The following is a 25,655-nucleotide window of genomic DNA, read 5'->3' as shown; positions in this document are numbered from 1 at the left end:
CGATGACAACCAGACCGCTACGCATTGCCGTTGTCGCCGGTGAAGCGTCCGGCGACGTGCTCGCCGCCGGACTCATCAGCGCGCTGAAAAAGCGCTATCCGGATGCAATATTCGAAGGCATTGCCGGGCAGCACATGCAGGCGGCGGGGTGCATCAGTCTGTTTGATATTGAAATTCTCTCGGTGATGGGACTGGTGGAGGTGTTATCCAGCATCCGGCCCATTCTGAAAGTCAAAAACGAACTCATCGCTCATTTTATAAAGCACCCTCCGGACGTTTACATCGGTGTGGATGCGCCCGACTTTAATCTGCGTGTAGAAACCGCCCTAAAACAACATGGCATTAAAACCGTACACTATGTCAGTCCTACCGTATGGGCCTGGCGGGAAAAACGTATCTTTAAGATTGCCAGGGCCACAAACCGTGTACTGGGGATTTTTCCCTTCGAGCAGGATGTCTACGATAAATACCAGGTTCCTTATCGGTTTGTCGGTCATACCATGGCCGATATTATTCCACTGTGTCCGGATCAGGCTGAAGCCAGAAACGCGCTCGGCCTGAGTCACGATAGCCAGTGTCTGGCTCTGTTGCCCGGTAGTCGGGGCGGTGAGGTGGCTAAATTACTGCCGGTATTTACCGCTACGGTAGAGCAATTATGGCAGCATAAGCCTTACTGTCAGGTTGTCATCCCGGCCGCCAATGACAGACGTTTGCAACAAATCGAACAATATCTGCAAGCCAATAAACCGGATTGGCTTAAAGATAGTCGGGTGATAGTGGTGGCGGGGCAGTCTCGTGAAGCGATGATTGCCAGCGATGTGATTCTTTTGGCATCCGGCACGGCCACGCTGGAAGCCATGTTATGCAAGCGTCCCATGGTATCGGCATACCTGTTGTCATGGTTAACCCACAAAATGATGATGTGGTTATATAAACCGGCGTATTTTTCATTACCGAATATTCTGGCTAACGAAGCGCTGGTGCCAGAGCTGTTGCAAGAAGAGGTAAACCCCGGGCGGCTTTGCAGTGAACTGCTCAACTTGTTTGACGCTGATACCAGGGCGTTAACGGAGCGGTTTGTTGAATTGCACCAGTCCTTAAAGCAAAACGCTGATGAGCGTGCGGCAGAAGCCGTTCTGGAAGTAATCAATGAGTAACTATATTGCCGGAGTGGATGAAGTTGGCCGGGGCCCTTTGGTGGGCGATGTCGTCACCGCTGCGGTGATCCTCGACCCGAACAATCCCATAGAGGGGCTAACTGATTCTAAAAAACTCAGTGAGAAAAAACGCAACGCGTTATCGGCTGAAATCAAACAAAAAGCACTGGCATGGGCAATTGGCCGTGCAACGCCGGCCGAAATCGACAAACTTAATATTCTGCACGCGACCATGCTGGCTATGACCCGCGCTGTAGATAATCTGTTACTAACGCCAGACTACGTGCTGGTGGACGGTAACCGGTTGCCGCCCTGGTCTTATGCTGCAGAAGCGGTGGTAAAAGGCGACAGCCTGCATGCTGAAATTTCTGCCGCATCGATTCTGGCTAAGGTGGAGCGGGACAACGATATGCTGGAGCTGGATAAGCAATATCCTGCGTATGGTTTTGCCGCGCACAAAGGCTATCCCACCAAAGCGCACTTTGCAGCGCTGGCCGACAACGGTGTATTATCGTGTTATCGCAAAAGTTTTAAACCGGTTCAGGCATTACTTACTGCTGCAGAATCCTCGGTGACAACTAAAGGTTAATAAAAAATGTCAGCGAACTTTGTTCATTTACGGGTACACAGTGACTTTTCCATGATGGATGGTCTGAATAAGGTCAAACCTATTCTGGCCAAAGTGGAAGAGCTGGGCATGCCGGCGGTGGCGATCACCGATCAGATGAATATGTGTGGCCTGGTAAAATATTACTCAGAGGCGCACTCCCGCGGAATAAAACCCATCATTGGCACCGATTTCTGGGTGCAAAGTGAGGATTTTGCCGATGAGCCTTTCCGCCTCACGTTACTGGCCATGAACAATGAGGGTTATAAAAATATCACCTTGTTGATATCGAAGGCTTATCTGCGTGGCCATGTCCATCATCGGGCTATGATTGATAAACAATGGCTGGCGGAACATGCCGGGGGCGTTATTGTGCTCTCAGGTGGAACCAAAGGCGATGTTGGTCAGCTACTGATTAAAAACAACCCTAAAATGCTGGAAGATAACTTGGCATTTTATACGACCCATTTTGTCGATCGTTTCTATCTGGAACTGGTTCGTACCGGTCGGCGGGGGGAGGAAGACTACAACCACGCCGCCTTTGCGTTAGCGGAAGAACGCGGTCTGCCCGTAGTAGCAACCAACGAAGTGTGCTTTATCGATCGGGATAAATTTGATGCCCATGAAATACGCGTCAGTATCCATGATGGTTACACGCTGGATGATAAGCGTCGCCCGAAACTGTACAGTGAGCAGCAGTATTTGCGTAGCAGTGACGAGATGGTAGCGCTGTTCGAAGACATTCCAGAAGCCATTGAAAATACCGTTGAAATTGCTAAGCGCTGTAATGTTACCGTGCGTCTGGGCGAGTACTTCCTGCCGCAGTTTCCAACCGGCGGAATGACCACCGAAGACTTCCTGGTAAAGGTGTCAGAAGAAGGCCTGGAAGAGCGTTTGGAATTTTTGTTCCCGGATGAAAAAGTGCGCGAGAAAAAGCGCCCGGCTTACGACGAACGACTCGAAATTGAACTCGGCGTAATTAATCAGATGGGTTTCCCAGGTTACTTCCTTATCGTTATGGAGTTTATCCAGTGGAGTAAGGACAATGCCATTCCGGTAGGGCCAGGCCGTGGTTCTGGTGCTGGCTCACTGGTGGCTTATGCCCTGAAAATCACCGATTTGGATCCGCTGGAATTTGACCTGCTATTCGAACGATTCCTTAACCCGGAGCGGGTTTCGATGCCCGACTTCGACGTCGACTTCTGTATGGATCGGCGGGACGAGGTTATCGATCATGTTGCTGAGCTGTACGGCCGTGATGCGGTATCGCAGATCATTACCTTTGGTACCATGGCAGCCAAAGCGGTGGTCCGCGACGTGGGCCGGGTACTGGGTCATCCTTATGGTTTTGTCGATCGCATTTCAAAATTAATTCCGCCGGATCCGGGCATGACCCTGGCTAAAGCCTTTGAAGCCGAACCGCGTTTACCCGAGCTTTATGATCAGGATGAAGAAGTCCGCGATCTTATCGATATGGCGCGCATCCTTGAAGGGGTAACCCGAAACGCCGGTAAGCACGCCGGTGGCGTGGTGATTGCGCCGACTAAAATTACCGATTTCTCACCGCTCTACTGTGATGATGAGGGCAAAAACCCGGTTACCCAGTTCGATAAAAACGATGTGGAAACCGCCGGTCTGGTTAAGTTCGACTTCCTGGGGTTACGCACCCTGACCATCATCCAGTGGGCACTGGACATGATTAAGGAAGGGCAGGGCAAAGACGTTGATATTGCCGCCATTCCGTTAGAAGACAAAAAGAGTTTCCGGTCATTGCAGGCCGCCGAAACCACCGCAGTATTCCAGCTTGAATCCCGCGGTATGAAAGAACTGATCAAACGACTTAAGCCGGATTGCTTTGAAGATATCATCGCATTGGTGGCCCTGTTCCGTCCGGGGCCACTGCAATCGGGCATGGTAGATAACTTTATCGACCGTAAGCATGGCCGTGAGGAAATCTCCTACCCTGATGCCGATTATCAGCACGAGTGCTTAAAAGAAATTCTGGAGCCCACCTACGGGATTATCCTCTACCAGGAACAGGTCATGCAGATAGCCCAGGAAATGGCCGGCTACTCGCTTGGCGGCGCTGACTTGCTGCGTCGTGCCATGGGTAAGAAAAAACCTGAAGAGATGGAAAAGCAGCGGGCGGTCTTTGCGGAAGGGTCGAAGAACAACAATATCGACCCAGATCTCGCGATGAAAATTTTCGATTTGGTGGAAAAATTCGCCGGTTACGGTTTTAACAAGTCACACTCGGCCGCCTACGCACTGGTGTCTTACCAGACGTTATGGCTGAAAGTGCATTATCCGGCTGAGTTTATGGCAGCGGTAATGTCGGCCGATATGGATAACACCGATAAGATAGTGACCCTGGTGGATGAAGTGGGTCGGATGGGACTGGAAATTCTGCCGCCAGACCTTAATAAAGGGCGTTATAAGTTTACCGTTGATCCTCAGGGGCGCATTGTTTACGGCATCGGTGCCATCAAAGGAGTGGGTGAAAACCCCATTGAAGCGATTATTGAAGCCCGGGAAACTCAGGGCGAATTTTCTGATTTGTTTGATTTCTGTGCCAAAGTGGATCTAAAGCGGGTGAATAAACGGGTATTGGAAAAACTGGTACTGGCGGGTGCCATGGATAATCTTGGCCCGCACCGGGCTGCTATCATGGCGTCGCTTCCGGAAGCTATCGCGGCGGCCGATCAGCATGCTAAGGCCGAATCTTTTGGTCAGTCTGATATGTTTGGACTGCTGACCACTGAGCCAGAGCAAGTGCGTCAGGCGTTTGCTGAAGTCCCCGAGTGGCCGGAAAAAGTCTGGCTGGACGGTGAAAAAGAAACTCTCGGATTGTATTTAACCGGTCACCCGATCAACCAATATGCCGAAGAAGTTCGTAACTATGTGGACGGACGCCTGGTCGATTTGCGTCCCACCGGCAAGGATCAGATGGCTACCGCGGTTGGTCTGGTGCTGGGTGTACGGGTAATGACCAATAAGAAAGGCAGACGCTGGGCAATTGTTACACTTGACGATAAAAGTGCTAGAATGGACGTTAGGTTCTTCCCTGAAATGTATGAAACGTTTGAATCAGTGCTCGAACCTGATCGTATTTTGGTCATCAAGGGACAGGTCAGCTTTGATGATTTCTCGGGGGGCAATACAATCACCGCCCGGGATGCCATGGATATCGTTCAGGCGCGTGAGAAAAATGCGCGTTCCCTGGCATTGCAAGTCGACACGCAATGGTGTAAACCAGACAAGTTATCATCGTTGCAGTCGATTTTACGTAATTATGCGGGCGGTAGTTGCCCGGTTCAGTTAGATATTTTACATCCGGATGTGGCAGTTTCTTTAAAATGTGACGCACACTGGTTTATTACACCCGAAGATCAGTTATTGCACGAGTTAAAACAGTGCCTGGGTGAGCAGTCGGTTCGGCTAACCTTTCACTAAATCGCTGAAGGTCAGGCCAATCGGGGAGTAAAAGTAGGACACGTAATGAGTATACAGTTTTTGGATTTTGAACAACCAATAGCCGAACTAGAAGCAAAAATAGAAGAGCTGCGGTTGGTAAATCAGGGCGGTGAGTTTGATGTGGGGATCGAAGAAGAGATCACCCGTCTGCGCACGAAAAGTGCCGAGTTAACCGGCAAAATTTTCTCTAATCTTGGCGCCTGGCAGATTTCTCAGTTGGCACGCCATCCAATGCGTCCATACACGTTGGATTATCTGGGGCGTACCTTCCAGGAATTCGACGAGCTGGCCGGCGATCGTGCTTATGCCGACGATAAAGCCATTGTTGGTGGTCTGGCTAAACTTGATGACCAGCCGGTGATGATCATTGGTCACCAGAAAGGTCGTGACGTACCAGAGAAAATTAAACGTAACTTTGGCATGCCTAAGCCTGAGGGCTACCGTAAAGCGTTGCGCCTGATGAAGATGGCAGAGCGCTTTAACCTGCCTATTATTACGCTTATCGACACTCCCGGCGCATACCCGGGCGTAGGTGCCGAAGAACGCGGTCAGAGTGAAGCAATTGCCCGCAACCTGAAAGAAATGGCCGAGCTTAAGGTGCCAATCATTTGTACCGTTATTGGTGAAGGTGGTTCTGGTGGTGCTCTGGCTATTGGCGTGGGCGATCGAGTGAATATGCTGCAATACAGCACATACTCCGTGATCTCACCGGAAGGCTGTGCGTCAATATTGTGGAAGAGTGCAGATAAAGCGCCTCAGGCTGCAGAAGCCATGGGGGTTAGTGCACAGCAGATCAAAGAGCTGGGCCTTATCAACGCCATTGTTGATGAACCACTTGGTGGCGCTCATCGTGATCACGACAGCATGGCTGCTAACCTGAAAGCCACCCTGAAACAGCAACTGAGCCAGTTACAGTCGCTGCCGCTGGATAAGCTGATGGATGAGCGCTATGAGCGCCTGATGTCATTTGGCTATTGCTAGGCCATAACAAATCAATTAGCTTAATAAAAGGGCCGGTTACGGCCTTTTTTTACGTCGTTTTTCATCTGGTAAAGTCCCGTTTATGGATCCGTTTTTTTCTGCATTAAGTACACATTTCAGCACGCTGATAGCCCGCGAGCAGCCCGACAAACTGATTGTTGGCTTAAGTGGTGGCCTCGACTCCGTGGTGCTGTTGCATTCACTTATGCAGTTATCCCGTAGCGGCGAACTAGCCGTGCCACCCATTGAAGCGGTTTATGTTAATCATGGCCTCAGTGCCCATGCCGATGACTGGCAACAGTTTTGTGCTGGGCTTTGTAAAGCGCTCGACGTAAGCTTTACTGCTATTGCTGTTGAAGTAACACCTCGCGCCAGGGAAAGTCTGGAGGCCTGTGCTCGTGACCGGCGCTACGCAGCCTTGTGCGAACATGCGAAAGTGGCCAAAAGCGTTATTGTTACCGCCCATCATCAGAATGATCAACTTGAAACCCTGTTACTCCAGTTAAAGCGTGGGGCAGGGCCAAAGGGATTGTCGGGGATTCCAGCGTTCAGTGTAATGTACTCAGTACCTGTTAGTCGGCCATTGTTACCCTTAAGCCGAGCGCAAATACTCGCTTATGCAGAGCAAAATGGCCTGCGCTGGATAGAAGATGAGTCCAATAGTGATGAAAGCTTCGACCGCAATTTCTTGCGCCACAGTGTGCTCCCCTCACTGCTGGGACGCTGGCCCTCATTTGGGCAGACGGCTTCCCGCAGTGCCGGCTTATGTGCCGAGCAACAAGGCCTGCTGGATGAAGTCTGTGATGAGCGTCTCGAGCGATTATGCGGCAAGCCCGGGCGCATTTCTGTGAGTGGTTTAAACGCCGCTTCGCCTGCCTGGCAACGAGCCTTGTTGCGCCGTTGGCTTGAACTTAACAAGGTGGCTATGCCGGGAACCAGGCAACTGACACAAATTCAGCAAATGCTGGCAGCCAGGCCCGATGCGCAACCTCATATTGTGCTGGGTAATACACAGCTACGTCGTTATCAGGATACGCTTTACTGCCTTGACAAAGGGCAACCGCCCTGGTGTTTCAATACCGTTAGTTTTAGTACTCAGGAATACATCTCCATCGAGCCACAGCAGCAACAACTAATGATTGGCAAGCGGCAAGAGGGGGCTGTATGTTCTGTAAGTATGGCCGCCGCCGAAAGCCATTTCTCGCTTAGCCAGCCAGTATTATCTTTAGCGGTTAAACCGGCAGGAGAGGCGCATCATAAACCCTTGAAACAATGGTTTAAGCAATGGCAGGTACCGCCCTGGGAGCGCAGTGACTGGTTACTATTGAGTGATACAGAGCAGCCGTTGGCCTTGGTCGGAAAGGGGCGGATAATAGCGCTTTCTGCAACGGGGCAGTATCAGTTTTCACTGCAGCTTTACGCGCTGTAGAAAGTGGCAATCCGATGGCTGGCCATCGGCAAGTGGTTGCCGTTTCAGGCGGCCTGGTAAGTGTCTTTGCCGTCTTCTTTTGCTTCGTAAAGGGCTTTATCGGCGCGGTCAAATAAGTCCCCCATACTGTCGTTTTCGCGCAGCAGTGAGCCGCCTATGCTACAAGTGACATGATGCGCTTTGAGTAGCGGGTGGGCGTGCATGGCGTCGTGGATCCTGCCAGCAATGGCCGATAATTCCCGCGGACAGCTGACATCCAGCAAACAGCAAAACTCATCACCACCAAAGCGATATGCTTCTTCATGGCCGCGGATCGTGTCGGTAAGCACCGACGCTGTGATCATAAGGACTTCGTCACCCTGTTGGTGACCGTGCTTATCGTTGACCTGCTTGAAGTTATCCAAATCTACCACCAGCAGACCAAACGACTGGCCGTTGCGGGTGTGACGGTTAATTAAACGCTGAGCGGCTTCATTAAATCCATTGCGGTTGCCCAGGTTAGTCAGTGGATCCTTAGTGGCCAGCAGGCGTAAACGCTGGAACTCCATGGCGTGAATGAGCGGCCGGGTAAATAACTGATGTAATGTTGCCAGCACACGGCGCTGGGACGGTGACAAGTTTTCGTCAAAAATATAGCGCACGAAAGCGGCGTGTTTGCCCTGGTCCAGGCGAACCGCGCTGACCGGCAGACTCACGGCAAATTCGCTGCTAAGCAGACCCGCATTCAATGTTTTGTCAAACTCTGACATATCGATACCTACCAGAGGCAAGTATCTGTTTACCTGTGTAAAATAGAGTGATACCAGTGTATAGATTTCAATCGTTGAGGTTAATTGGTTGAGCACCGTATTGACCTGATCACTGGTCAAAACTTCAGGCTCAGCACCGCCAAGAAAGCTGCTTTCTGCTGTAGCGTGTTCAAAGTGAATCATTGAAATATCCAAGTGCTGCCCCTTGACTCAATGTCTGGCACCCACTTCACTTTAAGGATGACAAAAAAATGTCGTTTCTTGCGAAAATGTGTGCTTTGATTAGACTTAATGGTATCGTTGCCATTAACTAAGCAAAACACATGCCCAAAATGCATTGCGGGGAATTTAGGTGGTAGAACACGGTTTCGTTCAAATTGTACTGTTAATGCTTATAGCAGTGGTGAGTGTGGCTTTATTCAAGCGGATCTATTTGCCACCCATTCTCGCTTATTTATTTGCCGGTATTATTGCTGGTCCCAGTAGCTTTGCCCTTTATTCTCACCCTGAAGACATGCATCTCGCCGCCGAAGTTGGCATTGTCTTTCTGTTGTTTTCCCTTGGTCTTGAATTTTCATTGCCTAAACTGATGGCAATGCGCTCGCTGGTATTTGGCGCCGGGCTGATGCAGATGGTGCTGACCACCGTACTGGGCTCAGTAGCGGTATGGATGCTGGTGGATACCAGCTTGTCGGCGGCCATTGTGATTGGCGGCATGCTGGCGCTTAGTTCCACTGCTATTGTTATCAAGCAAGTAACTGAGATGGGCATATTAAATAATGTCCGCACGCAACTGGCGGTCAGTATTCTGCTGTTTCAGGACCTCGCCGTGGTGCCTTTTCTGATAGTTATTCCGCTGCTATCCGGGGAAAGCGAGACCAGTCTGGCAATGGCACTGGCCCTGGCGCTGGTAAAAGGCGTACTGGTAGTGGGTATGCTCATGTCTGTGGGCAAATGGGTGCTGCCCTGGGTTTTCAGGGAAGTGGCGCGTACCCGCACCGATGAGTTGTTTGTGCTGAGTACCATTCTGGTAGCGTTACTGGCAGGCGGTCTTACCTATGCCTTTGGCTTGTCTATGGCGCTGGGCGCTTTCCTGGCCGGGATGATGCTTGGTGAAAGCCAGTACAAATATCAGCTGGAAGCCGATATCCGACCCTTCCGTGACATCCTTATGGGACTGTTTTTCGTCACCGTGGGAATGCAGTTAGAGCTCTCTGTGCTGATGAGTTACGGCCACTGGATTGTGCTTGGCGTTATCCTGCTGATGGTTACCAAGGTAGTGCTCGTGCGATTGTCTGCCAGCGTGTTTTCAATTTCTTCTATTGATGGCTGGTCGGCCGGGTTAAAGCTTTGTCAGGTGGGGGAGTTCAGCTTTGTTATTGCTGCTCTGGCTAACAGTCACTCAGTTATCAGCCCGACTCAGTCGTCGATTTTGATTTCCATGGGGGTCATTAGTATGGCTGTGACTCCCTGGTTAGTAGAGCACAGCCTTGAATTAGCACAGCGTTTAAGCCCTGTAACGCACGATAATATTGAGCCGGAAGTACCTGAGATTGATGTTAGCGGTATGCGCGATCATGTGATCATCTGTGGTTTTGGTCGGGTAGGGCAGTCGGTGGCCAGAATGCTCAGCATGGAAGACGTTCCTTATCTGGTTATTGATGTTGACCCTATCCGGGTCTTTGAGAGCCGCAGTGCCGGTGAGCATGTTATTTATGGTGATGCCACGCAAAAAGACCTGCTGCACAGCGCCCGGTTAGAACAAGCCAAATTGGTTTTGGTCACTTTTTCTGAGGCAGAAAAAGCCAAGCTGGTGATCAATGCCGCACGTCAGGTAAAAGATGACGTTGATGTGATGGTACGAACGCCGCGGGATGTGGAGCTCGAAGCGCTCTATAGCGCCGGGGCAAGTCAGGTAGTGCCGGAACTTCAGGAAGGTAGCCTGATGCTTATCTCGCAGGTGATGCATTACGCCGGGGTACCAATGTCAAAAATTCTTAAGCGAGTGCGTGAGGAGCGTAAAGGGCGATACGATCACCTGCACGGTTTCTATCCCGGCGAGACGACCGAAATCAGCTATAACACCGCCGATAAACTGGAGTTTATCCATGCTATAGCACTGGGCACAGATGCGTTTGCGGTAGATAAGCAGTTGCATGAACTGACCGCGATGATAGATAAGGTCAAAATTAAGTCGGTGCGCCGCGCCGGCCAGGAATTTACAGCCGAGGATTTTCAGGAGCGGCTAATACCGGGCGATATTCTGGTCATTGCTGGCAAGCCAAGGCGAATCGAACGCGCCGAGCGTTACCTTCTGGATGGTTACTGAAATACGTTAACAGGTTAGAAATTAATGGTTACCTCTCCGTTGGTGGAATCATAATCAACGGTTAATGAAGGATTGCTTACCAATGAGTAGGTGCAGGTAAAGTTGTTATTGTACTGCGCCTCATAAAGGGCGCTGTCATTCGTTGCAACACTGGCATCACGAGTATTGAGCACTGCCCGCCACACATCAAGGCAATCGTTGTCGCTATTGAGCGTTAAGCTGGTGCCGCGGGTATCTGCCGGAAAGCCATTGGCATTAACGCTTAAGTCTCCGCCGACGCCCGGATCAGCGATGGGGATAAAATCCTGCTGCGCTTGGTTATTACCCGCGACTTGCCATTTCAGGTGAATGAATTCGACCCCGGACTTAAACGCGCTGGCGGTTGAACGAAATGTCGCCTGGCTGGCATCGCCGGAAAAATCAATAAACTTTGGCAGAGCAACTACCGACAGTACGCCAATTAGCACGACAACAATAATCAGTTCGATTAACGTAAAACCCGATGACTGACGCATACAACCACTCCCTGTTACAGCCGGTGTGCAAGAAAACTCGCCCATAACGATATTGTATTAACCTGCCGTTGGCAAGAATTTTGGCTTAATATTCGGGTGGTTAGCGTTAAATTACAGAAGCTCTTTGAAAGGAGAGCGCAACAAGCGTAGCGCGAATGATAGTGAGGCGCTAATAGCCTGACACCAGCATTTTACTGCTGGTGTCATTGTCTTGAGCAGGAAATTACGCAACCCGGTCATCTTCCAGATCTTTAAATTGCTTCTTCAGGTCGTAGCCAGGGTCTGTAACAATTTTTTCTAAGGTGACAATGCGAGCTTTGAGCGCTTCGATTTCTTTTTCGAGCTCGTTGGTTTTGTCATTATCTGCGCTATTATTTTTTGCCTTATGCTTGAATGTGGAAATAATGGTGCCGGCTAAAATGGCAACGATCACAACTACTGCAGTCCAAAAGCTCATAATATTTTCCCTTCGTTAATCAGTTTCGTATAATCAGATGCTTAACGTCGCATTTACCGGGCCAGTTTATCGGTGTGGTTGATGCGACGGTTAGCATCGTTTGGAATAGTATAGCAAGTACTTCGCCATAAACTTAAAGTGTTTTTAAAACATATAGTTATGTTATTTCTGTGGTAAGGAACTATAATAGCTATCGCTATTTTGACCATTGAATTGGGTTTTTTCACTAATGAGTGAGCAAGTTAGTCAAGACGAGCACTGGATGCGTTATGCATTATCGCTAGCCGCGAAGGCCGAAGCGATGAACGAAATTCCGGTAGGTGCTGTGGTAGTTGCCGAGGATCAGATAATCGGTGAGGGATACAATACGCCTATTGTGGATCACGATCCTTCCGCTCACGCAGAAATGAAAGCTATTCGCATGGCCGCTCGGACCATTGAGAATTACCGGGTAATTAATGCAACACTATATGTCACTCTCGAACCTTGCCCTATGTGCGCAGGTTTGCTGGTGCACAGCCGCATTAATCGGTTAGTATTCGGCGCCTTTGATGCTAAAACCGGCGCGGCTGGCAGTGTCATGCAACTGTGTCAGCATCCGCAGCTAAACCATCAGCTTGAAATAAGCGGTGGTGTATTAGCGGATGAGTGCGGGGGAATTATTTCTGAGTTTTTTAAACGGCGAAGGGCAGAAAAGAAAGCGGCAAAAGCGGTGGGTTAATTTGCTTTTGCCATTTGTACCAGATCAAAATTCAAAAACTGACGGCGTCTCTGAAAAATTTTCTGGCTTGTCTTACGCATCTGATGTCGTCTTCTGTTCGTATTTTTCATATTAATCTCCATGATTATTAGTGGGTTGCGTTATTTGTCTTGTTCCAACCCGGTGATTACCTTGTTCACTCTAATAGACATATATGAAGGTGATATGACAAAAGATCAAGTGCCTTTCATTAACAGTGTTAACGTTTCTGCTACGTAGCGTACCTGATCCACAAAAGTAACGGCCTGCGCGCCATTAGCGAATCCCGCGCGCGTGGCTGAGTAATCAGTCTGTAGCAGGGGTAACTGTTGTTTTACATCAACCCATAAATCTGGGTTTGCACCGGCCTGAACGGTGAGTTGCCTGGCATCGTCGATATGCTCTGCCCCCAGATAATAGGCGGCCAGAATAAACCAGGTGCGGTCAGTGCCCTGGATCCGGGCGGGTAATTGCGCTTGCAATGTGTCCAGTTTGCGGCCTATCTGTGCCAGTCTTATGGCTGGCTTTTCGTTTTCTTTGGCCTGTTCATGTTGCGCTGCCTGCCAATCGTTGAGGAGGTAATCGATAGCGGCAATGTAAGTACCGTCCAGCGTACTTTGGAGCCCTTCAGCAGCCTGCTGTATAGCCGGGTAGCGGGTATTGATATGCTCAACCAGCTGTCTGGGATCGGGTTTCACCAGTACTTTTTGCGGTTCATGTATCTTATCTTTCAGCACGGCAAGTGAGCCATTGGTGCGGCTTAAATGAGTAAATTCATATAGCGTACTAAGCAACGCTGTATCCTCAGCGCGTACCAACCATTGCTTGGATAGCGTGACATCAGGCAATACTTGCTCGTTTAAGGATGGAAAATACCCCTTGAGCGCAGCGCGCCAGGTGTTGGGAAGAATGGTGCAGAATTCGGCCTGGCTGAGCATCTCAGTTAATAGTGTTACGCTGTCGGCACTGTCGGATTTTTGCCAGTCGCTACCGGTAATGGCCGTCACTGTATCCTGCAAGTATGGTAGTACCCGTCGTTGCTGTGGCTCTGTCGTGGCACAGGGACTGGCGTCATTGTCTGGCCCAATTTCAACAAGCGTTGCGGTAAACAAGACCGGCCCATAGGTCAGATCAGGCCTGAGGGCGGCAGGGCGAAAACGAGGCGCTGCTATATGGACAGTGTTATTGGTAAGTGCCTGGTAGAGCTTTGCCTCGCTGTAAAATGGTACGACTTGTAGAGTGACTCCCAGATAGTCAGCCAGACCACGGGCATAGCCGTAATCAAAACCAGTCGGGCCGTCTCCGGTCAGATGGTAATGGTGCCTGTCATTAATCAGGCCAACCTTCAAAACCTGCTCCTCAAGAACGGTATTAAGCGTGGACTGGGCCCGGGCACTGGCGGGTAACAACCAGCTCAAGGTGATTGCAACCAGAAGGACTTTGCCTGATAAGTGGTGAAGTAGGGGATTCATTATTATTCTATATTACTGCTGTTAGTGCTAAAACCACAGGATCGGGTTATTTGGGTAAAAAAATTACGGTTGAATAACCCTTGCTGGTTATCAAGCCGCCGCTTTTCCACTATAATCCGCGCCAAACAAGTTCACAACCAGGACCGACGGCAGATTGGCGTTTTCTACCCGGCGGTTCTCACAAATTAGGTAGCAAACTATGTTGGTCCTACGTGGCGCTCCGGCGTTATCTGACTTCCGCACAGCTAAATTAATCCAACGACTGCAGCAATCCGGTGTCGACGTTACTCACCTTTACAGCGAATATGTTCATCTAGTGGATACGCAACAGGCGTTAACTGAAGAACAATTATCGGTGTTGGATAAATTGTTAACCTATGGACCGAAGCAGGCACAGGAAGCTGCCACCGGCGAATGTTTTTTCGTTACTCCCCGTCCCGGCACTATCTCGCCGTGGTCAAGTAAAGCTACCGACATTGCCCATAACTGCGGATTAACGGCGATTGCCCGGGTTGAACGTGGTTGTGCTTTTTATGTCACAGCGGCACAGCCGTTCACAGATGAACAGCGTAAGCTGGTAGCCGCAGCGCTTCATGATCGTATGACCGAAAGCGTATTTGCTGCGCCAGAGGACGCGTTGGTACTGTTTGATAAGCATCAGCCCCGGGAGTTCAGCTCGGTAGATATTTTAGGCGCGGGTAAAGACGCGCTGGTTTCAGCCAACCAAACGCTGGGTCTGGCCCTGGCTGATGACGAAATTGACTACCTGTTTGATAATTTTGTGAAGTTGGGGCGTAACCCTAACGATATTGAGCTTTACATGTTTGCTCAGGCTAACTCTGAGCACTGTCGCCATAAAATTTTCAATGCCGACTGGACCATTGATGGCGAGGTGCAGCCTAAGTCATTGTTCAAAATGATCAAGAACACCTTCGAGCTATGCCCGGAATACGTGTTCTCTGCCTATAAAGATAACGCTGCGGTAATGGAAGGCTGGCAGGCTGGCCGATTCTTCCCTGAGCCACAGTCTCATGAGTACACTTATCATCACGAAGATATCGCTATCCTGATGAAGGTAGAAACCCACAACCATCCTACGGCAATTTCACCATTCCCTGGTGCTGCAACGGGTTCTGGTGGTGAAATTCGTGACGAAGGGGCTACCGGTCGTGGTTCTAAGCCAAAAGCCGGTCTGGTTGGTTTTACCGTGTCGAACCTGAAACTGCCTGATGCAGTGCGTCCATGGGAAGTCGATTATGGCAAGCCTACCCGTATAGTTAGCGCGCTGGATATTATGATCGATGGCCCACTTGGTGGTGCCGCGTTCAACAACGAGTTTGGCCGTCCTAACCTGTTAGGGTATTTCCGTACCTACGAGCAGGAAGTAAACAGCTTTAACGGCGTTGAGGTGCGTGGTTATCACAAACCGATTATGCTGGCCGGTGGCTTAGGTAACATTCGTCGGGATCACGTCGAAAAAGGTGAAATTACGGTTGGCGCTAAACTCATCGTTCTTGGCGGCCCGGCAATGAACATTGGCCTGGGCGGCGGTGCAGCGTCATCCATGGCATCCGGGCAGTCCAGTGAAGATCTCGATTTTGCCTCGGTACAACGGGATAACCCGGAAATGGAACGCCGCTGTCAGGAAGTCATCGACGCCTGCTGGCAATTAGGTGAAGACAATCCTATACAGTTTATCCATGATGTGGGCGCGGGTGGTTTATCCAACGCAATGCCAGAGCTGGTGAACGACGGTGGTCGTGGCGGTCGCTTTGAACTGCGTAAAGTGTTGTCAGACGAGCCGGGCATGTCGCCACTGGAAATCTGGTGTAACGAATCCCAGGAACGTTACGTAATGTCGGTAGCGCCGGATAAACTGGCTGTGTTCGAAGCTATTTGTCAGCGCGAGCGCGCGCCTTTCGCTGTGATTGGTGAAGCCACTGAAGAGCAACACCTGTTATTGAACGATGAGTATTTTGATAATCAGCCTATCGATTTACCGCTGGAAGTTTTACTCGGTAAGCCGCCTAAGATGCATCGGGATGTGGCCAGCGCCACGCACAGTTCTGCTGAACTGGATTGTGCAGAGATTAGCGTTGCCGATGCCGCAGAGCGTTTGCTGCGCTTACCGGCCATAGCTGAGAAAACATTCTTAATCACTATAGGCGATCGCAGCGTAACCGGTTTGGTGAGCCGCGACCAGATGGTGGGCCCTTGGCAGGTACCGGTTGCCGATGTTGCCGTAACTGCATCGGCATTCGACACCTATCATGGTGAAGCAATGGCGATGGGTGAACGTACCCCGGTTGCCTTGCTCGATTACGCAGCTTCTGCACGACTGGCAGTAGGTGAGTCTATTACCAATATCGCAGCCGCCCACATTGGTGACATGAAACGCATTAAATTGTCGGCGAACTGGATGGCTGCAGCGGGACATCCGGGCGAAGACGCGGGCCTGTATGAAGCCGTAAAAGCGGTAGGGGAAGAATTATGCCCGGCACTGGGCCTGACCATTCCGGTGGGCAAAGACTCTATGTCGATGAAAACCGCCTGGCAAGACAACGGTGAAGATAAGTCGGTTACCGCGCCACTGTCACTGGTGATCACCGCCTTTGGTGCAGCAACGGATATTCGCAAAACGGTAACGCCTCAACTGCGCACCGACAAAGGCGAGACAGCCTTATTGCTGGTTGACTTAGGTGCAGGTAAAAACCGTTTAGGCGCCAGCTGTCTGGCTCAGGTCTATAACCAGTTAGGAAAAACGCCGGTTGATCTGGATGCGCCGGAGTTACTGCTTAATTTCTTTAATGCCGTGCAGGCATTACTGGCCGACAACAAATTGCTGGCCTATCACGATCGCTCTGACGGTGGTTTATTTGTAAGCGTTGCGGAAATGGCCTTTGCCGGTAAAACCGGAGTGAGTGTAGCGCTTGATACGCTGGGCGATGATGAACTGGCAGCGTTATACAGCGAAGAGCTGGGTGCGGTACTGCAGGTCTCTGCTGACGATGTGGAGAGCGTTCTTGCCGTATTCGCAGCGAATGGTCTGGGCGAGATGGTGCATAACGTCGGTACATTAAATACCTCTGATATCATCGAATTTACTCGTGGCGGCGAGATTGTCCTTAGCGAGGCACGAACCACTTACCGTGCAATGTGGGCCGAAACCACACACGCTATGCAGCGTTTGCGGGATAACCCGGAATGTGCAGATGAGGAACATAAAGCCAAACAAGACGCCAAAGATCCTGGCCTGCACGCTAAACTGAGTTACGACATCAACGATGATGTGGCTGCACCGTATATTGCTAAGGGCATCAAGCCACGTATAGCTATCCTGCGCGAGCAGGGGGTGAACTCTCATCTGGAGATGGCGGCAGCCTTTAGCCGGGCCGGATTTACCGCCATCGATGTTCACATGAGCGATGTGCTGTCGGGCGCTGTTGCGCTGGAAGACTTCAAAGGCCTGGCGGCCTGTGGTGGCTTCTCTTATGGTGACGTGCTTGGTGCTGGTGAGGGCTGGGCGAAGTCTATTCTGTTCAATCAGCGTGCCCGTGAACAGTTTGAAGGTTTCTTCCACCGCGACGACACCTTTAGCCTCGGGGTTTGTAATGGTTGTCAGATGCTGTCGAACCTTAAATCTCTGATCCCCGGAACGGCACATTGGCCACACTTTGTAACCAATAAGTCAGAGCGCTTTGAAGCGCGCGTTGCCATGGTCGAGGTGCAACAGTCCAAATCGGTACTGTTTGCCGATATGGCAGGCTCGAGAATGCCGATTGCCGTTTCTCACGGTGAAGGGCGTGCAGAATTTGCAGCACAAACTGACTTACAGTCGGTACAGGACAAAGTGGCTCTTCGTTATGTAAATAACTACGGCGAAGTGGCGTCTCAGTATCCGGCTAACCCGAATGGCTCGCCAATGGGGATCACTGGCCTTACGACTGATGATGGCCGCTGTACTATCATGATGCCGCACCCTGAGCGTGTATTCAGAGCGGTAGCTAACTCATGGCGTGCTGATGAGTGGCAGGAAGATTCTCCGTGGATGCGCATTTTCCGCAATGCACGGCGTTTTGTTGATTAATTTCAAAAAAATGACGGTAAGGTGTCAAATAATTGTCCAGACACCTTGCCAGCGCCCTTCTACTGCATTAAAGTAGTGCATGCAGTATGGAATGCTGTGTGGTTACAAGGACTTGTAGGGGATGGGTTAACATCGCTGTGCTCAATTTTACAGTGGTCTAGAAATAATAAGAGACGAATATGAATCGTTCTTCAAAAGGTTTCGGCTTAACCGGCGTGGCTGTTGCAGTGCTGCTTATGATCGTTACAGCAGCGTTTGGAACCTCCGCCCAGTCAGCTGAATTATCTACCGAAGTTCAACAAATCACTTCAAAATAATTAATAAAATTAATTAGTTAACGATAATTATGTCATTTATGGCAGGTTATCGTTTTGCCTGTTTTTCGCGATTTATCATCTTTTGATTTGGGTGTTTCTTCAGTAATACGTAAGTCGCTCCCAGTCCGCCATGCATAGGTTGGGCGGTGTGAAAGGCAATCACGTTATTAAATTGCGGCAGCCAGTGATTTACGTAAGATTTTTTCAACGCAGGGAACGGCTGACTTTGCTCGCCCTTGCCATGCTGAATCAGCAAAGTCCTAACGCCACGTTCATGGGCGGCATTAATTTTCTGATACAGGGTTATGCTGGAATCCCGCAATGAGAGTCCCGCCAGCGAAATTTTTTGCTCGATTGGGTATTTGCCCTGGCGCAGATTCTTGTACACGCCATCCTGTATGCCGGCCTGTTTAAATTCCAGAAAGTCATCCGGCTTGACCGGTTTTACCCCTTCAAAGGTTAATGGACTTTCTTTGGGTTTCTGGGCCAGCAGAGCTTCCCGGCGCACTTGTTTTTCAATAGTTTGCTGGGTTTGCTGAAGGTGAACCTTATCGTCAGACTTTATCGGTTTAACATCGCCGAGTTCCTGCAGGAAATCCTGAAAGCTATCCAGTTGTTCAAAATCCTGATCGTCGTCCCGCATAAATCCCCCGATCACTAAGTCTCTGATTAGTAGTACGCGCGACTGGCGTTAAAGTTCAGTACTTATAGAAGCTGTAGAAGTTGGCTGGCATCCCCACCGCGACTCGAACGCAGATCTAAAACTTAGGAGGTTCTTGTTTTATCCAGTTAAACTATGGGGACACGAATCCCCATTATAGATAGGCGAGCGAAAATCTAAAGCCCTAACGCTTGGCAACGAAGTCGTTTGGCTGAATATTGGCCAGAAAGCCCTCTTCGGCGGCTTTTACCCGGGCGTTATCAGCGTAGGCTTCGATCACCGTCACTTCTTCGGGATACAGATGATATTGGGTGAATTTAACGCCACGATAATCAGTGACTTCCTGAATCTGATATATCGACAGGGTATCGCCCGGTTTAAGGCCGTGCTGGCGACCGAGTGAGACAGTTAGCTCATTGCCGCCGTTGATACTAATCACCCGACCTGTGGCTGGCACGCAGGCCAGTGTCGAGTCCACATCGCTTTGCAACTGGCGTAGCTGATTTTGCAGGGCCAGGCCGTAGGCGCTTTGCCAGAACTGGTTGGAAGACGCATCGAGTTGTGCAAATCGATCGAATTCCCATTCTGATTCGGTCTCATAGGTTTTATTTAATAGTGGTGCGCCATTAATACCGTCGATAAGTTCGACTTTTAACCGAAAATTCCGGGTTGCCGTATCGTCCTGCCAGAACGCCAACGTGTTACTTTTCGGTCGATAAACGCTGAGGTCCTCAATCACGCCGGTGAGAACAAACTGACTTTTGGTTTGCGTGGCGAGGGCCGTAGCCTGATCGCGAATTTGTCTGGACTGCCAGTGCACCACATAAGGCTCGATGCTGCTGATCACTGCATGTTGCGCTGATTGATCGAATTCTTGTTTTAAGCGGGCGGTAACCAGACGTCCCAGTTCCTGAACCTGACCGTCCTGGGCGTGCTGGCGTTCAAGTAACGGGAAGTAGCTGGTGGCAATAGTTTTGCTGAAAGGGGCGGCAGAGCACTGTTGTTGACTGGGAAAAATATCGGCACGGATCCGTACCGTTACTGCATTTTCATGCCAGGTTTCTGAGATCAGCTCTAACTGGCGAACTTCTCCCGACGCGCTGATTTCAAGGCGTTCATCGTTGAGTAAGCCATCGGTAAGCTGCTGAACACTGCGCACCGATGCGCCGGCGAATAACATGGCCTGGCGCAGCGCTTCTTCAGTCGCCTGGTGTTTAGCCTGGACCTTATTGCCGTTTAATACCACTGATTGCCCCTGAGTCTCATACCAAACGGCATAACTTTGCCCTGTGAAGGCTAACAGCAGGCAGGTTGTCGCCGACAAAAAAACGGTTAACCGTGCAATCAGTGTGTACTTTGTCTTCATTACTATTACTCTCACCACTTATCTGCTGTTGCAATGCGCTGGTTGTTCGCTGGCATTGGTCTTGCTGCGCTCTTTATACAAGAAACCCGGAAAGGCCGGGAGCGGTATGCAAGGTGTCAAACCTATGACTCGTTTAGTCATTGTTGTAGTTGGCTTTGCATATATCGTTCCCAAAATTCATCCCGTCATTGGGCATAAATATTGCTAACTTCTGACAAGTACAAAGTGATTGTCCATTTTGCCAACGCCTGGTTGCGCGCAGCGGACAACGGCACTATTCAGACTACACAAAAATACGGTGGTTTTATGACGGTTTTAACACACATTAACAAAGCGCTTGCTTTGCTAGGCTGCCTGTTATTCATCAGTGGCTGCACATCCATGTTTGATAAGCATGTCGAATGGGAAACCGTTGAGCCCGACGAATACCCTGTGCTAACCGCGGTGGGCTATGCACCAATCGCCTCGCAGCATGGCGGCTCCGATTCAGAAAAGAATATTATGGCCATGAAAGCATCAAAGCTCGATGCATACCGAGAACTGGCTGAACAGGTCTACGGGCAGCGAATCAATGGCCAGCAGTCACTGGCCAACATGGTTATTAACAATGCGCAGTTGCAGGCATCAGTTGAAGGGGTGATCCGCGGCGCAAAGGTAGTGAAAGCCTACCCGGTAGGAGAGGATACCTACGCCACCGAACTAGAACTCGACATGCAGCAGGTGTATAACATTTACGTGTCGACGGCCCGGCCACAACGCCTAAAAACGGTAAGGTACTATTAAGGTCGAAACGGTTACTGCGTGAATCAACTCATTCTAAATGCAAAGCTGACCGCTTTGTTGATAATTTATATGTCAGCATCAAGCCAGGCCTTATTGGCATAATTTACGCTAATTAAATAGAACAAAGCTCATTTTTGTTGCCGCCAACATGTTGGTGAGCATGGGGGCACTGGTCTGTTGAAACACCCTGAGCCAGGTTGATTAACAGTCAGTTAACCGGGAAGGGCATTAATACTTACTTTTCGAGTAAGAACCAGGTGATATCATCTTGCGGTGCCCAATTATCTCTTTTGTAGATAAATCCATAATCAATCAGTTTCAGACCATAGCTATCAATCAAATCGCCGGCAAAATCACGTTTAAATAACTTATTTTGATGGCCGTAATAGGTAATTTGGGTGGGAGATGGATTGTAATACTCCGCCACAAGCACATAGCGATTAGAGCCATTTACCAAATTCTGGTAAACGTTGTCTAAATAGTCCGGATTGATATGAATAAGCACGCCAGCGGTAAACGTCAGGTCTGCTTTAGGTGTATGTTCAATCGAATCGAGTATAGAGCCAAGCGTGATGTCGGCGACACCATAACTTTTTGCCTGTTTAGCCGCTGATTCATTTATTTCGTAGCCACTGAGCCGAAGCGCGGGGTTTAAGCGTTTCAGTGCAACCAGATTCAGGCCAATGTTACAACCAAGTTCCTGAGCAGACGTAACATTATGTGCGGCCCTTAACATGCGTGACCACATGGCAACTTTCGAATTAAGCAGAGATTCAGAATTGTTTCTTTTGATATAGTCTTCGCCGAAATTTCCAGCCCAAAAGTTTTCTTGCTCAGTTTGGTATGTCATGAGGAACTCATTAATCTTATTTTGATATTTTTAACTAGAGGCACGCCCTAGAGTCTATACATGGTCTCCCCCATTATTGCAAGAGTAAACATGTTGTTTTGACTAGATGGTTTGCGTGCGTATATCCGGCTTTTCGTTGAAGTATTATGACTTCAAGCCTCGATGAACTTCGCCCATATCGTCCTTATCGTTGACACGGATTAATAATCCACAGCCCTTATCAGGTTTTCGATATGTCGGTTTAACCGTATTGTCATCACGTTATGTTTATTCAGCAATCCTTGGAAGTGAACTGGTTCATTATTAACTTAAGCGGTTGTCAATTCAGGCTGATAATCGCCACTTTAAACTCACTATCATTGCCGATATGTTGATAAAGCGCACTGGCACATGACTCAACTCCCACCAAACAGGGTGATAGCTCACTAAAAAAATGCAGTACCTGATTTCGTCTCAACATTTTTTACGCACAATCTTGCCTGTCTGATTACAACACACTAAATGGCTCACACTTTTTGCTAAATCCAGTCCAACCGTTGTAATACTCATTTTGGTCTCCTCACCTTGTTAACTTGATTGTTCAATTCCAGGTTTGGCACATTGCGATGCCGTTTGAGGGGGGAGACCATTCCATCGTTGACCTTGCACTCTAGGTCAAAGAACAAAACGCGCTTAGTCGTACCTAAGAGCACGTTTGTTAGTGATTTATACTGCGTGGACTCAGCCTTTGTTTAAATTACTAACAGTTCGCTGCAAAAAATGTACAGAAAAGGTCGGCAGCTTCTAATAAACTTTTCATTCTTGCTGAACAGAGCTTAGTGCTTAGCATTTGCCGGAAGTGGTTTTTTCCCAACTAATCCGTTTGTGCAGATGAACGAATTACAGAAACTACAAGCTCAGCATAACCCAACCTACTCGTGCAAAATCTTTTGGGCACGAATGTAACTGTTTAAGTTATTGTGGTTTACGCGCTTACACCTTTACCTGAAAAACCGCCTTTCTTTTTACCGGCTTTATCGTAGGTCAGGGACTCTTTGGCCCGAACATCCATCATCAGGTTGCGCAAATGAACCAGGCGTAACTGACCTTGCTCAACGGCAAGCTGGTTTACTTCGGTACAATACTGGCATTCGCTGAGCAGGGTTTTGGCTTGGTCAATATGGGCCTGAATGTCTTCGGGGAGGGGCGCTTCTTGCTGAAGCGCCTGCAACTGCGGGTTAATGGCATCGTCGAGGTTTTGGATAGCACCGAGCAATTGTTCTTTTTCTTTGAGCAGCGTCATTAACGCTTCGGCATCCCTGGAGCTAATCAGATGCAACTCCTTGTCCAGCATCGCCTTGAGTGATGCAAGATTGTCAGTCTGTTGCGTTAATTGCTCATTCAGTATTGCCGTCATGGTTTATTGCTTCAGGACTTAAATCCAAAAATCTCCGATTCCAGGCGCGCAATCTTCTTCGCCAGTGACTGTGGATCCACTTTGTACTCACCACTTTGAATGGCTTTCTTCAGTTTATCGACCTTTTCCTGATTAACCGGCGCTTCGGCGCTTTTCTTCTGTACCTGATTTAACTGCTGAGCAGACTGCGTCAATGACACAGAATCCTGACGCGGCACATTGGCAGCCTGAGCTGTTGATGCGGCCGCTTGCTGCGCAGCCGTTTTATTTTGTTGTGGCTGTTGCTGACTGTTGACCTTGTTATTGTCAACAGGCGCTTTGGGTAAGCCATTGTTTACGTTGTTAATTGCCATAATTAATTTCCACTACCTTCTAAACCTCAATATATATATCGGCTGCAGGCAGAATTTCTTTAGGCTCAATTGCGTATTTTTCGTGTAAAACCCACGGTACTTGTAGCAACACTATCACAGATTCACCACAACTTCCTGGGTACTGGCCACTTCAGCAATGACAGACTTATTAGAACTGCTGTTTACCACTTCGATGGTGTCGCCAATTACGCCATCCTGTCGGGCAATGCCGGAGGTTTTTACCTTCATAGCTCCCGCATTGGCGCTAATGGTGATTCTATCACCTTTACAGATAAAGCATAGCATATTCGTTTGCACTGGCTGGCCTTCTCTGACCCGGTATTTCAGCCGGGCGCCCACCACATCCTTTAGCGAGGTGAAAGGGGTGTGTCGCAGTTGCTTAATGTCGACTTCTGCCAGCGACAAGTGACTGGCAGATAACACGGTATCCGGACTAATCATACTTGCTGTAACAACGATAGTACGAGTGCGGGTCACTTTGGCACTGGAAAATAAATACCAGTTGTTACTATCACAACTTACCCTCACATTGAGATATGATTGCTGCAGCGTGGCAGGGTCCACATCAAAACTAAAAGGGACGGTGCATTCCGGTATGTTAATGCGACTGTCTATGGGCGTCACATCCACGCTTAAATTATCGGCTAAATCGGTTTCCCGGGTTGGTGCCAGACGGTTTTCCAGAAACGCTTTAACAGCATTCGTCAGACGCTCGTGCGGCGTACTGGCGTTTTGTTGGGCAATTGCGCCAAAGTGAGCTAAGGTGATACCTGTAGTCAATATGAAAGCCAGGCGTGCAGGCAAAAGTAATGTTTTCAATATTTTCATGTTCAGATGTTTTCATTTTGACTATTATTAAATATAAATCAGCGAGTTTTGCTAATCAGAACAGCCGCGACAGTAAATTGACGCCACCTCTGTTAAACAGGAAACACGCAAACTCTATGCCCACATTGAAATATCGAGGTGAAGTATGTCTGGAATTTTAGATTCGGTTAATCAGCGTACGCAACTGGTCGGTCAGAACCGGCTGGAGTTGTTGCTGTTCCGTTTAAACGGTCGGCAGCGATTTGGTATTAACGTATTTAAAGTCCGTGAGGTGCTGCAGTGTCCGGCGCTTACTGCCATGCCAAAGCTTAATCCGTTGGTGCGAGGCGTTGCGCATATTCGCGGTCAGACCATTTCGGTTATCGATTTAAGTATGGCGACTGGCGGACGGAGGATCGAAGATCTTAAAACTGCTTTTATTGTGATTGCAGAATATAACCGCTCGGTTCAGGGGTTCCTGGTAGGTGCGGTTGAACGCATAATCAATACCAATTGGGATGCCATCATGCCGCCCCCGCAGGGAACCGGCAGGGCCAGCTACCTGACCGCCGTGACTGAAGTTGAAGGTGAACTGGTTGAAATCCTTGATGTAGAAAAGATCCTCAATGAGATTTCCCCACTGAATACTGAAGTGAGCGCTGAGGTTGCATCGACCCTTAATACTGACGCACATAAAGATAAAATTATTTTTATTGCTGACGATTCTTCCGTTGCCCGTAATCAGGTGAAAAGGGCCCTGACCACCCTTGGAATGGAAATTGAAATGGCCAAAAATGGCCTGGAAGCGCTCAAGCGCCTGAAAGAGATTGCCGAGGAAACCGGTGATGTTACCGACAAGGTAGGGGTGCTGGTGTCTGATATTGAAATGCCGGAAATGGATGGGTACACCCTCACTGCCGAAATTAAGAATACCCCGGAGCTGCAAAAATTGCATGTAGTGCTGCATACTTCTTTAAGTGGGGTATTTAATCAGGCGATGGTAAAAAAGGTTGGCGCAGACGACTTTATTGCTAAATTTCATCCTGATGAACTGGCTTCAGCTGTTCAGAAATGGCTTGGGCCTGAAGAATAATCAACGGAGTAT

Annotated in this window: 21 protein-coding genes and 1 tRNA gene; 11 read left to right on the top strand and 11 right to left on the bottom strand. The window is 49.3% G+C overall.

Annotation, left to right across the window (positions count from 1 at the left end):
• The first annotated feature begins 2 nt into the window (after positions 1–2).
• The 5 genes from lpxB (at position 3) to tilS (ending at position 7,648) form a co-directional block, all read left to right on the top strand.
• Positions 3–1,157 (top strand): lipid-A-disaccharide synthase, encoded by a 1,155-nt coding sequence (gene lpxB, locus AC566Q_RS16840; protein ID WP_499608443.1) that lies wholly within the window; start codon positions 3–5, stop codon positions 1,155–1,157.
• Entirely contained in the window at positions 1,150–1,746 is a 597-nt protein-coding gene (gene rnhB, locus AC566Q_RS16835; RefSeq protein ID WP_499608438.1) for a ribonuclease HII, read from the top strand. Before lpxB ends, rnhB begins: the two co-directional genes overlap by 8 nt.
• 6 nt (positions 1,747–1,752) lie before the next feature.
• On the top strand, positions 1,753–5,217 hold the full coding sequence (dnaE, locus tag AC566Q_RS16830; protein ID WP_499608435.1) for a DNA polymerase III subunit alpha: 3,465 nt from the start codon (positions 1,753–1,755) through the stop codon (positions 5,215–5,217).
• Between the two features lie 45 nt (positions 5,218–5,262).
• Complete coding sequence (gene accA, locus AC566Q_RS16825; RefSeq protein ID WP_499608432.1) at positions 5,263–6,219, top strand: acetyl-CoA carboxylase carboxyl transferase subunit alpha; 957 nt, start codon at positions 5,263–5,265, stop codon at positions 6,217–6,219.
• A gap of 82 nt (positions 6,220–6,301) precedes the next feature.
• Complete coding sequence (gene tilS, locus AC566Q_RS16820; protein WP_499608427.1) at positions 6,302–7,648, top strand: tRNA lysidine(34) synthetase TilS; 1,347 nt, start codon at positions 6,302–6,304, stop codon at positions 7,646–7,648.
• A gap of 44 nt (positions 7,649–7,692) precedes the next feature.
• Here tilS and AC566Q_RS16815 read toward each other — a convergent pair whose 3' ends face one another.
• On the bottom strand, positions 7,693–8,592 hold the full coding sequence (locus tag AC566Q_RS16815) for a GGDEF domain-containing protein (protein WP_105935061.1): 900 nt from the start codon (positions 8,590–8,592) through the stop codon (positions 7,693–7,695).
• Positions 8,593–8,785: 193 nt separating this feature from the next.
• Here AC566Q_RS16815 and AC566Q_RS16810 point away from each other — a divergent pair, with 193 nt between their 5' ends.
• Entirely contained in the window at positions 8,786–10,726 is a 1,941-nt protein-coding gene (locus AC566Q_RS16810) for a cation:proton antiporter domain-containing protein (protein WP_499617537.1), read from the top strand.
• A 14-nt stretch (positions 10,727–10,740) separates the two neighbouring features.
• On the opposite strand, the gene AC566Q_RS16805 is transcribed toward AC566Q_RS16810, so the two are convergent.
• Positions 10,741–11,241 (bottom strand): type II secretion system protein, encoded by a 501-nt coding sequence (locus AC566Q_RS16805; RefSeq protein ID WP_170308491.1) that lies wholly within the window; start codon positions 11,239–11,241, stop codon positions 10,741–10,743.
• A 223-nt stretch (positions 11,242–11,464) separates the two neighbouring features.
• Positions 11,465–11,698, bottom strand: a complete 234-nt coding sequence (locus tag AC566Q_RS16800; RefSeq protein WP_499608421.1) for a hypothetical protein — start codon at positions 11,696–11,698, stop codon at positions 11,465–11,467.
• A gap of 229 nt (positions 11,699–11,927) precedes the next feature.
• On the opposite strand from AC566Q_RS16800, the gene tadA reads away from it, so the two are divergent.
• Positions 11,928–12,419, top strand: a complete 492-nt coding sequence (gene tadA / locus AC566Q_RS16795; protein ID WP_105935081.1) for a tRNA adenosine(34) deaminase TadA — start codon at positions 11,928–11,930, stop codon at positions 12,417–12,419.
• A gap of 215 nt (positions 12,420–12,634) precedes the next feature.
• Here the strand turns inward: tadA and AC566Q_RS16790 are convergent, their stop codons facing one another.
• Positions 12,635–13,909, bottom strand: coding sequence for a membrane-bound lytic murein transglycosylase MltF (locus tag AC566Q_RS16790; RefSeq protein WP_499608416.1), 1,275 nt, complete (start codon positions 13,907–13,909; stop codon positions 12,635–12,637).
• 199 nt (positions 13,910–14,108) lie between these two features.
• On the opposite strand from AC566Q_RS16790, the gene purL reads away from it, so the two are divergent.
• On the top strand, positions 14,109–17,996 hold the full coding sequence (purL, locus tag AC566Q_RS16785; protein WP_499608413.1) for a phosphoribosylformylglycinamidine synthase: 3,888 nt from the start codon (positions 14,109–14,111) through the stop codon (positions 17,994–17,996).
• A 179-nt stretch (positions 17,997–18,175) separates the two neighbouring features.
• On the top strand, positions 18,176–18,313 hold the full coding sequence (locus AC566Q_RS16780) for a hypothetical protein (protein WP_164464596.1): 138 nt from the start codon (positions 18,176–18,178) through the stop codon (positions 18,311–18,313).
• Positions 18,314–18,359: 46 nt separating this feature from the next.
• On the opposite strand, the gene smrA is transcribed toward AC566Q_RS16780, so the two are convergent.
• The 3 genes from smrA to AC566Q_RS16765 form a co-directional block, all read right to left on the bottom strand.
• Positions 18,360–18,956: a DNA endonuclease SmrA gene (gene smrA, locus AC566Q_RS16775; RefSeq protein ID WP_499608406.1), complete on the bottom strand. Its 597-nt coding sequence runs from the start codon at positions 18,954–18,956 to the stop codon at positions 18,360–18,362.
• Positions 18,957–19,041: 85 nt separating this feature from the next.
• Positions 19,042–19,117: transfer RNA gene (locus tag AC566Q_RS16770), tRNA-Arg, on the bottom strand.
• 41 nt (positions 19,118–19,158) lie between these two features.
• Positions 19,159–20,340: a flagellar assembly protein T N-terminal domain-containing protein gene (locus AC566Q_RS16765; RefSeq protein ID WP_499608402.1), complete on the bottom strand. Its 1,182-nt coding sequence runs from the start codon at positions 20,338–20,340 to the stop codon at positions 19,159–19,161.
• Between the two features lie 306 nt (positions 20,341–20,646).
• On the opposite strand from AC566Q_RS16765, the gene AC566Q_RS16760 reads away from it, so the two are divergent.
• Positions 20,647–21,123 carry an LPP20 family lipoprotein gene (locus AC566Q_RS16760; protein WP_499617536.1) on the top strand — a complete coding sequence of 159 codons (477 nt, stop codon included), beginning with the start codon at positions 20,647–20,649 and terminating at the stop codon, positions 21,121–21,123.
• A gap of 235 nt (positions 21,124–21,358) precedes the next feature.
• On the opposite strand, the gene AC566Q_RS16755 is transcribed toward AC566Q_RS16760, so the two are convergent.
• The 4 genes from AC566Q_RS16755 to flgA all read right to left on the bottom strand — a co-directional run bounded on the left by AC566Q_RS16755 (position 21,359) and on the right by flgA (position 24,523).
• Positions 21,359–21,973, bottom strand: coding sequence for a pseudaminic acid biosynthesis-associated methylase (locus tag AC566Q_RS16755; protein ID WP_499608397.1), 615 nt, complete (start codon positions 21,971–21,973; stop codon positions 21,359–21,361).
• 964 nt (positions 21,974–22,937) lie between these two features.
• On the bottom strand, positions 22,938–23,369 hold the full coding sequence (gene flgN, locus AC566Q_RS16750; RefSeq protein WP_499608395.1) for a flagellar export chaperone FlgN: 432 nt from the start codon (positions 23,367–23,369) through the stop codon (positions 22,938–22,940).
• A gap of 11 nt (positions 23,370–23,380) precedes the next feature.
• The gene (gene flgM / locus AC566Q_RS16745; RefSeq protein ID WP_279318224.1) at positions 23,381–23,722 is read right to left on the bottom strand and encodes a flagellar biosynthesis anti-sigma factor FlgM; all 342 of its coding nucleotides are present in this window, start codon (positions 23,720–23,722) and stop codon (positions 23,381–23,383) included.
• A 114-nt stretch (positions 23,723–23,836) separates the two neighbouring features.
• Positions 23,837–24,523 carry a flagellar basal body P-ring formation chaperone FlgA gene (flgA, locus tag AC566Q_RS16740; protein ID WP_499608391.1) on the bottom strand — a complete coding sequence of 229 codons (687 nt, stop codon included), beginning with the start codon at positions 24,521–24,523 and terminating at the stop codon, positions 23,837–23,839.
• 193 nt (positions 24,524–24,716) lie between these two features.
• Here flgA and AC566Q_RS16735 point away from each other — a divergent pair, with 193 nt between their 5' ends.
• On the top strand, positions 24,717–25,643 hold the full coding sequence (locus AC566Q_RS16735; protein ID WP_499608388.1) for a chemotaxis protein CheV: 927 nt from the start codon (positions 24,717–24,719) through the stop codon (positions 25,641–25,643).
• The last annotated feature ends 12 nt before the right edge of the window (positions 25,644–25,655 follow it).

It is taken from the genome of Alteromonas sp. H02, assembly GCF_059682525.1.
Note: the sequence above shows the minus strand (reverse complement) of the source record. Positions and strands in the feature narration are given on the sequence as shown.

Coding starts and splice junctions, on each gene's coding strand:
- lpxB (WP_499608443.1), top strand. CDS start 3: ATGACAACCAGACCGCTACGCATTGCCGTTGTCGCCGGTGAAGCGTCC.
- rnhB (WP_499608438.1), top strand. CDS start 1,150: ATGAGTAACTATATTGCCGGAGTGGATGAAGTTGGCCGGGGCCCTTTG.
- dnaE (WP_499608435.1), top strand. CDS start 1,753: ATGTCAGCGAACTTTGTTCATTTACGGGTACACAGTGACTTTTCCATG.
- accA (WP_499608432.1), top strand. CDS start 5,263: ATGAGTATACAGTTTTTGGATTTTGAACAACCAATAGCCGAACTAGAA.
- tilS (WP_499608427.1), top strand. CDS start 6,302: ATGGATCCGTTTTTTTCTGCATTAAGTACACATTTCAGCACGCTGATA.
- AC566Q_RS16810 (WP_499617537.1), top strand. CDS start 8,786: ATGCTTATAGCAGTGGTGAGTGTGGCTTTATTCAAGCGGATCTATTTG.
- AC566Q_RS16805 (WP_170308491.1), bottom strand. CDS start 11,241: ATGCGTCAGTCATCGGGTTTTACGTTAATCGAACTGATTATTGTTGTC.
- AC566Q_RS16800 (WP_499608421.1), bottom strand. CDS start 11,698: ATGAGCTTTTGGACTGCAGTAGTTGTGATCGTTGCCATTTTAGCCGGC.
- tadA (WP_105935081.1), top strand. CDS start 11,928: ATGAGTGAGCAAGTTAGTCAAGACGAGCACTGGATGCGTTATGCATTA.
- AC566Q_RS16790 (WP_499608416.1), bottom strand. CDS start 13,909: ATGAATCCCCTACTTCACCACTTATCAGGCAAAGTCCTTCTGGTTGCA.
- purL (WP_499608413.1), top strand. CDS start 14,109: ATGTTGGTCCTACGTGGCGCTCCGGCGTTATCTGACTTCCGCACAGCT.
- AC566Q_RS16780 (WP_164464596.1), top strand. CDS start 18,176: ATGAATCGTTCTTCAAAAGGTTTCGGCTTAACCGGCGTGGCTGTTGCA.
- smrA (WP_499608406.1), bottom strand. CDS start 18,956: ATGCGGGACGACGATCAGGATTTTGAACAACTGGATAGCTTTCAGGAT.
- AC566Q_RS16765 (WP_499608402.1), bottom strand. CDS start 20,340: ATGAAGACAAAGTACACACTGATTGCACGGTTAACCGTTTTTTTGTCG.
- AC566Q_RS16760 (WP_499617536.1), top strand. CDS start 20,647: ATGACGGTTTTAACACACATTAACAAAGCGCTTGCTTTGCTAGGCTGC.
- AC566Q_RS16755 (WP_499608397.1), bottom strand. CDS start 21,973: ATGACATACCAAACTGAGCAAGAAAACTTTTGGGCTGGAAATTTCGGC.
- flgN (WP_499608395.1), bottom strand. CDS start 23,369: ATGACGGCAATACTGAATGAGCAATTAACGCAACAGACTGACAATCTT.
- flgM (WP_279318224.1), bottom strand. CDS start 23,722: ATGGCAATTAACAACGTAAACAATGGCTTACCCAAAGCGCCTGTTGAC.
- AC566Q_RS16735 (WP_499608388.1), top strand. CDS start 24,717: ATGTCTGGAATTTTAGATTCGGTTAATCAGCGTACGCAACTGGTCGGT.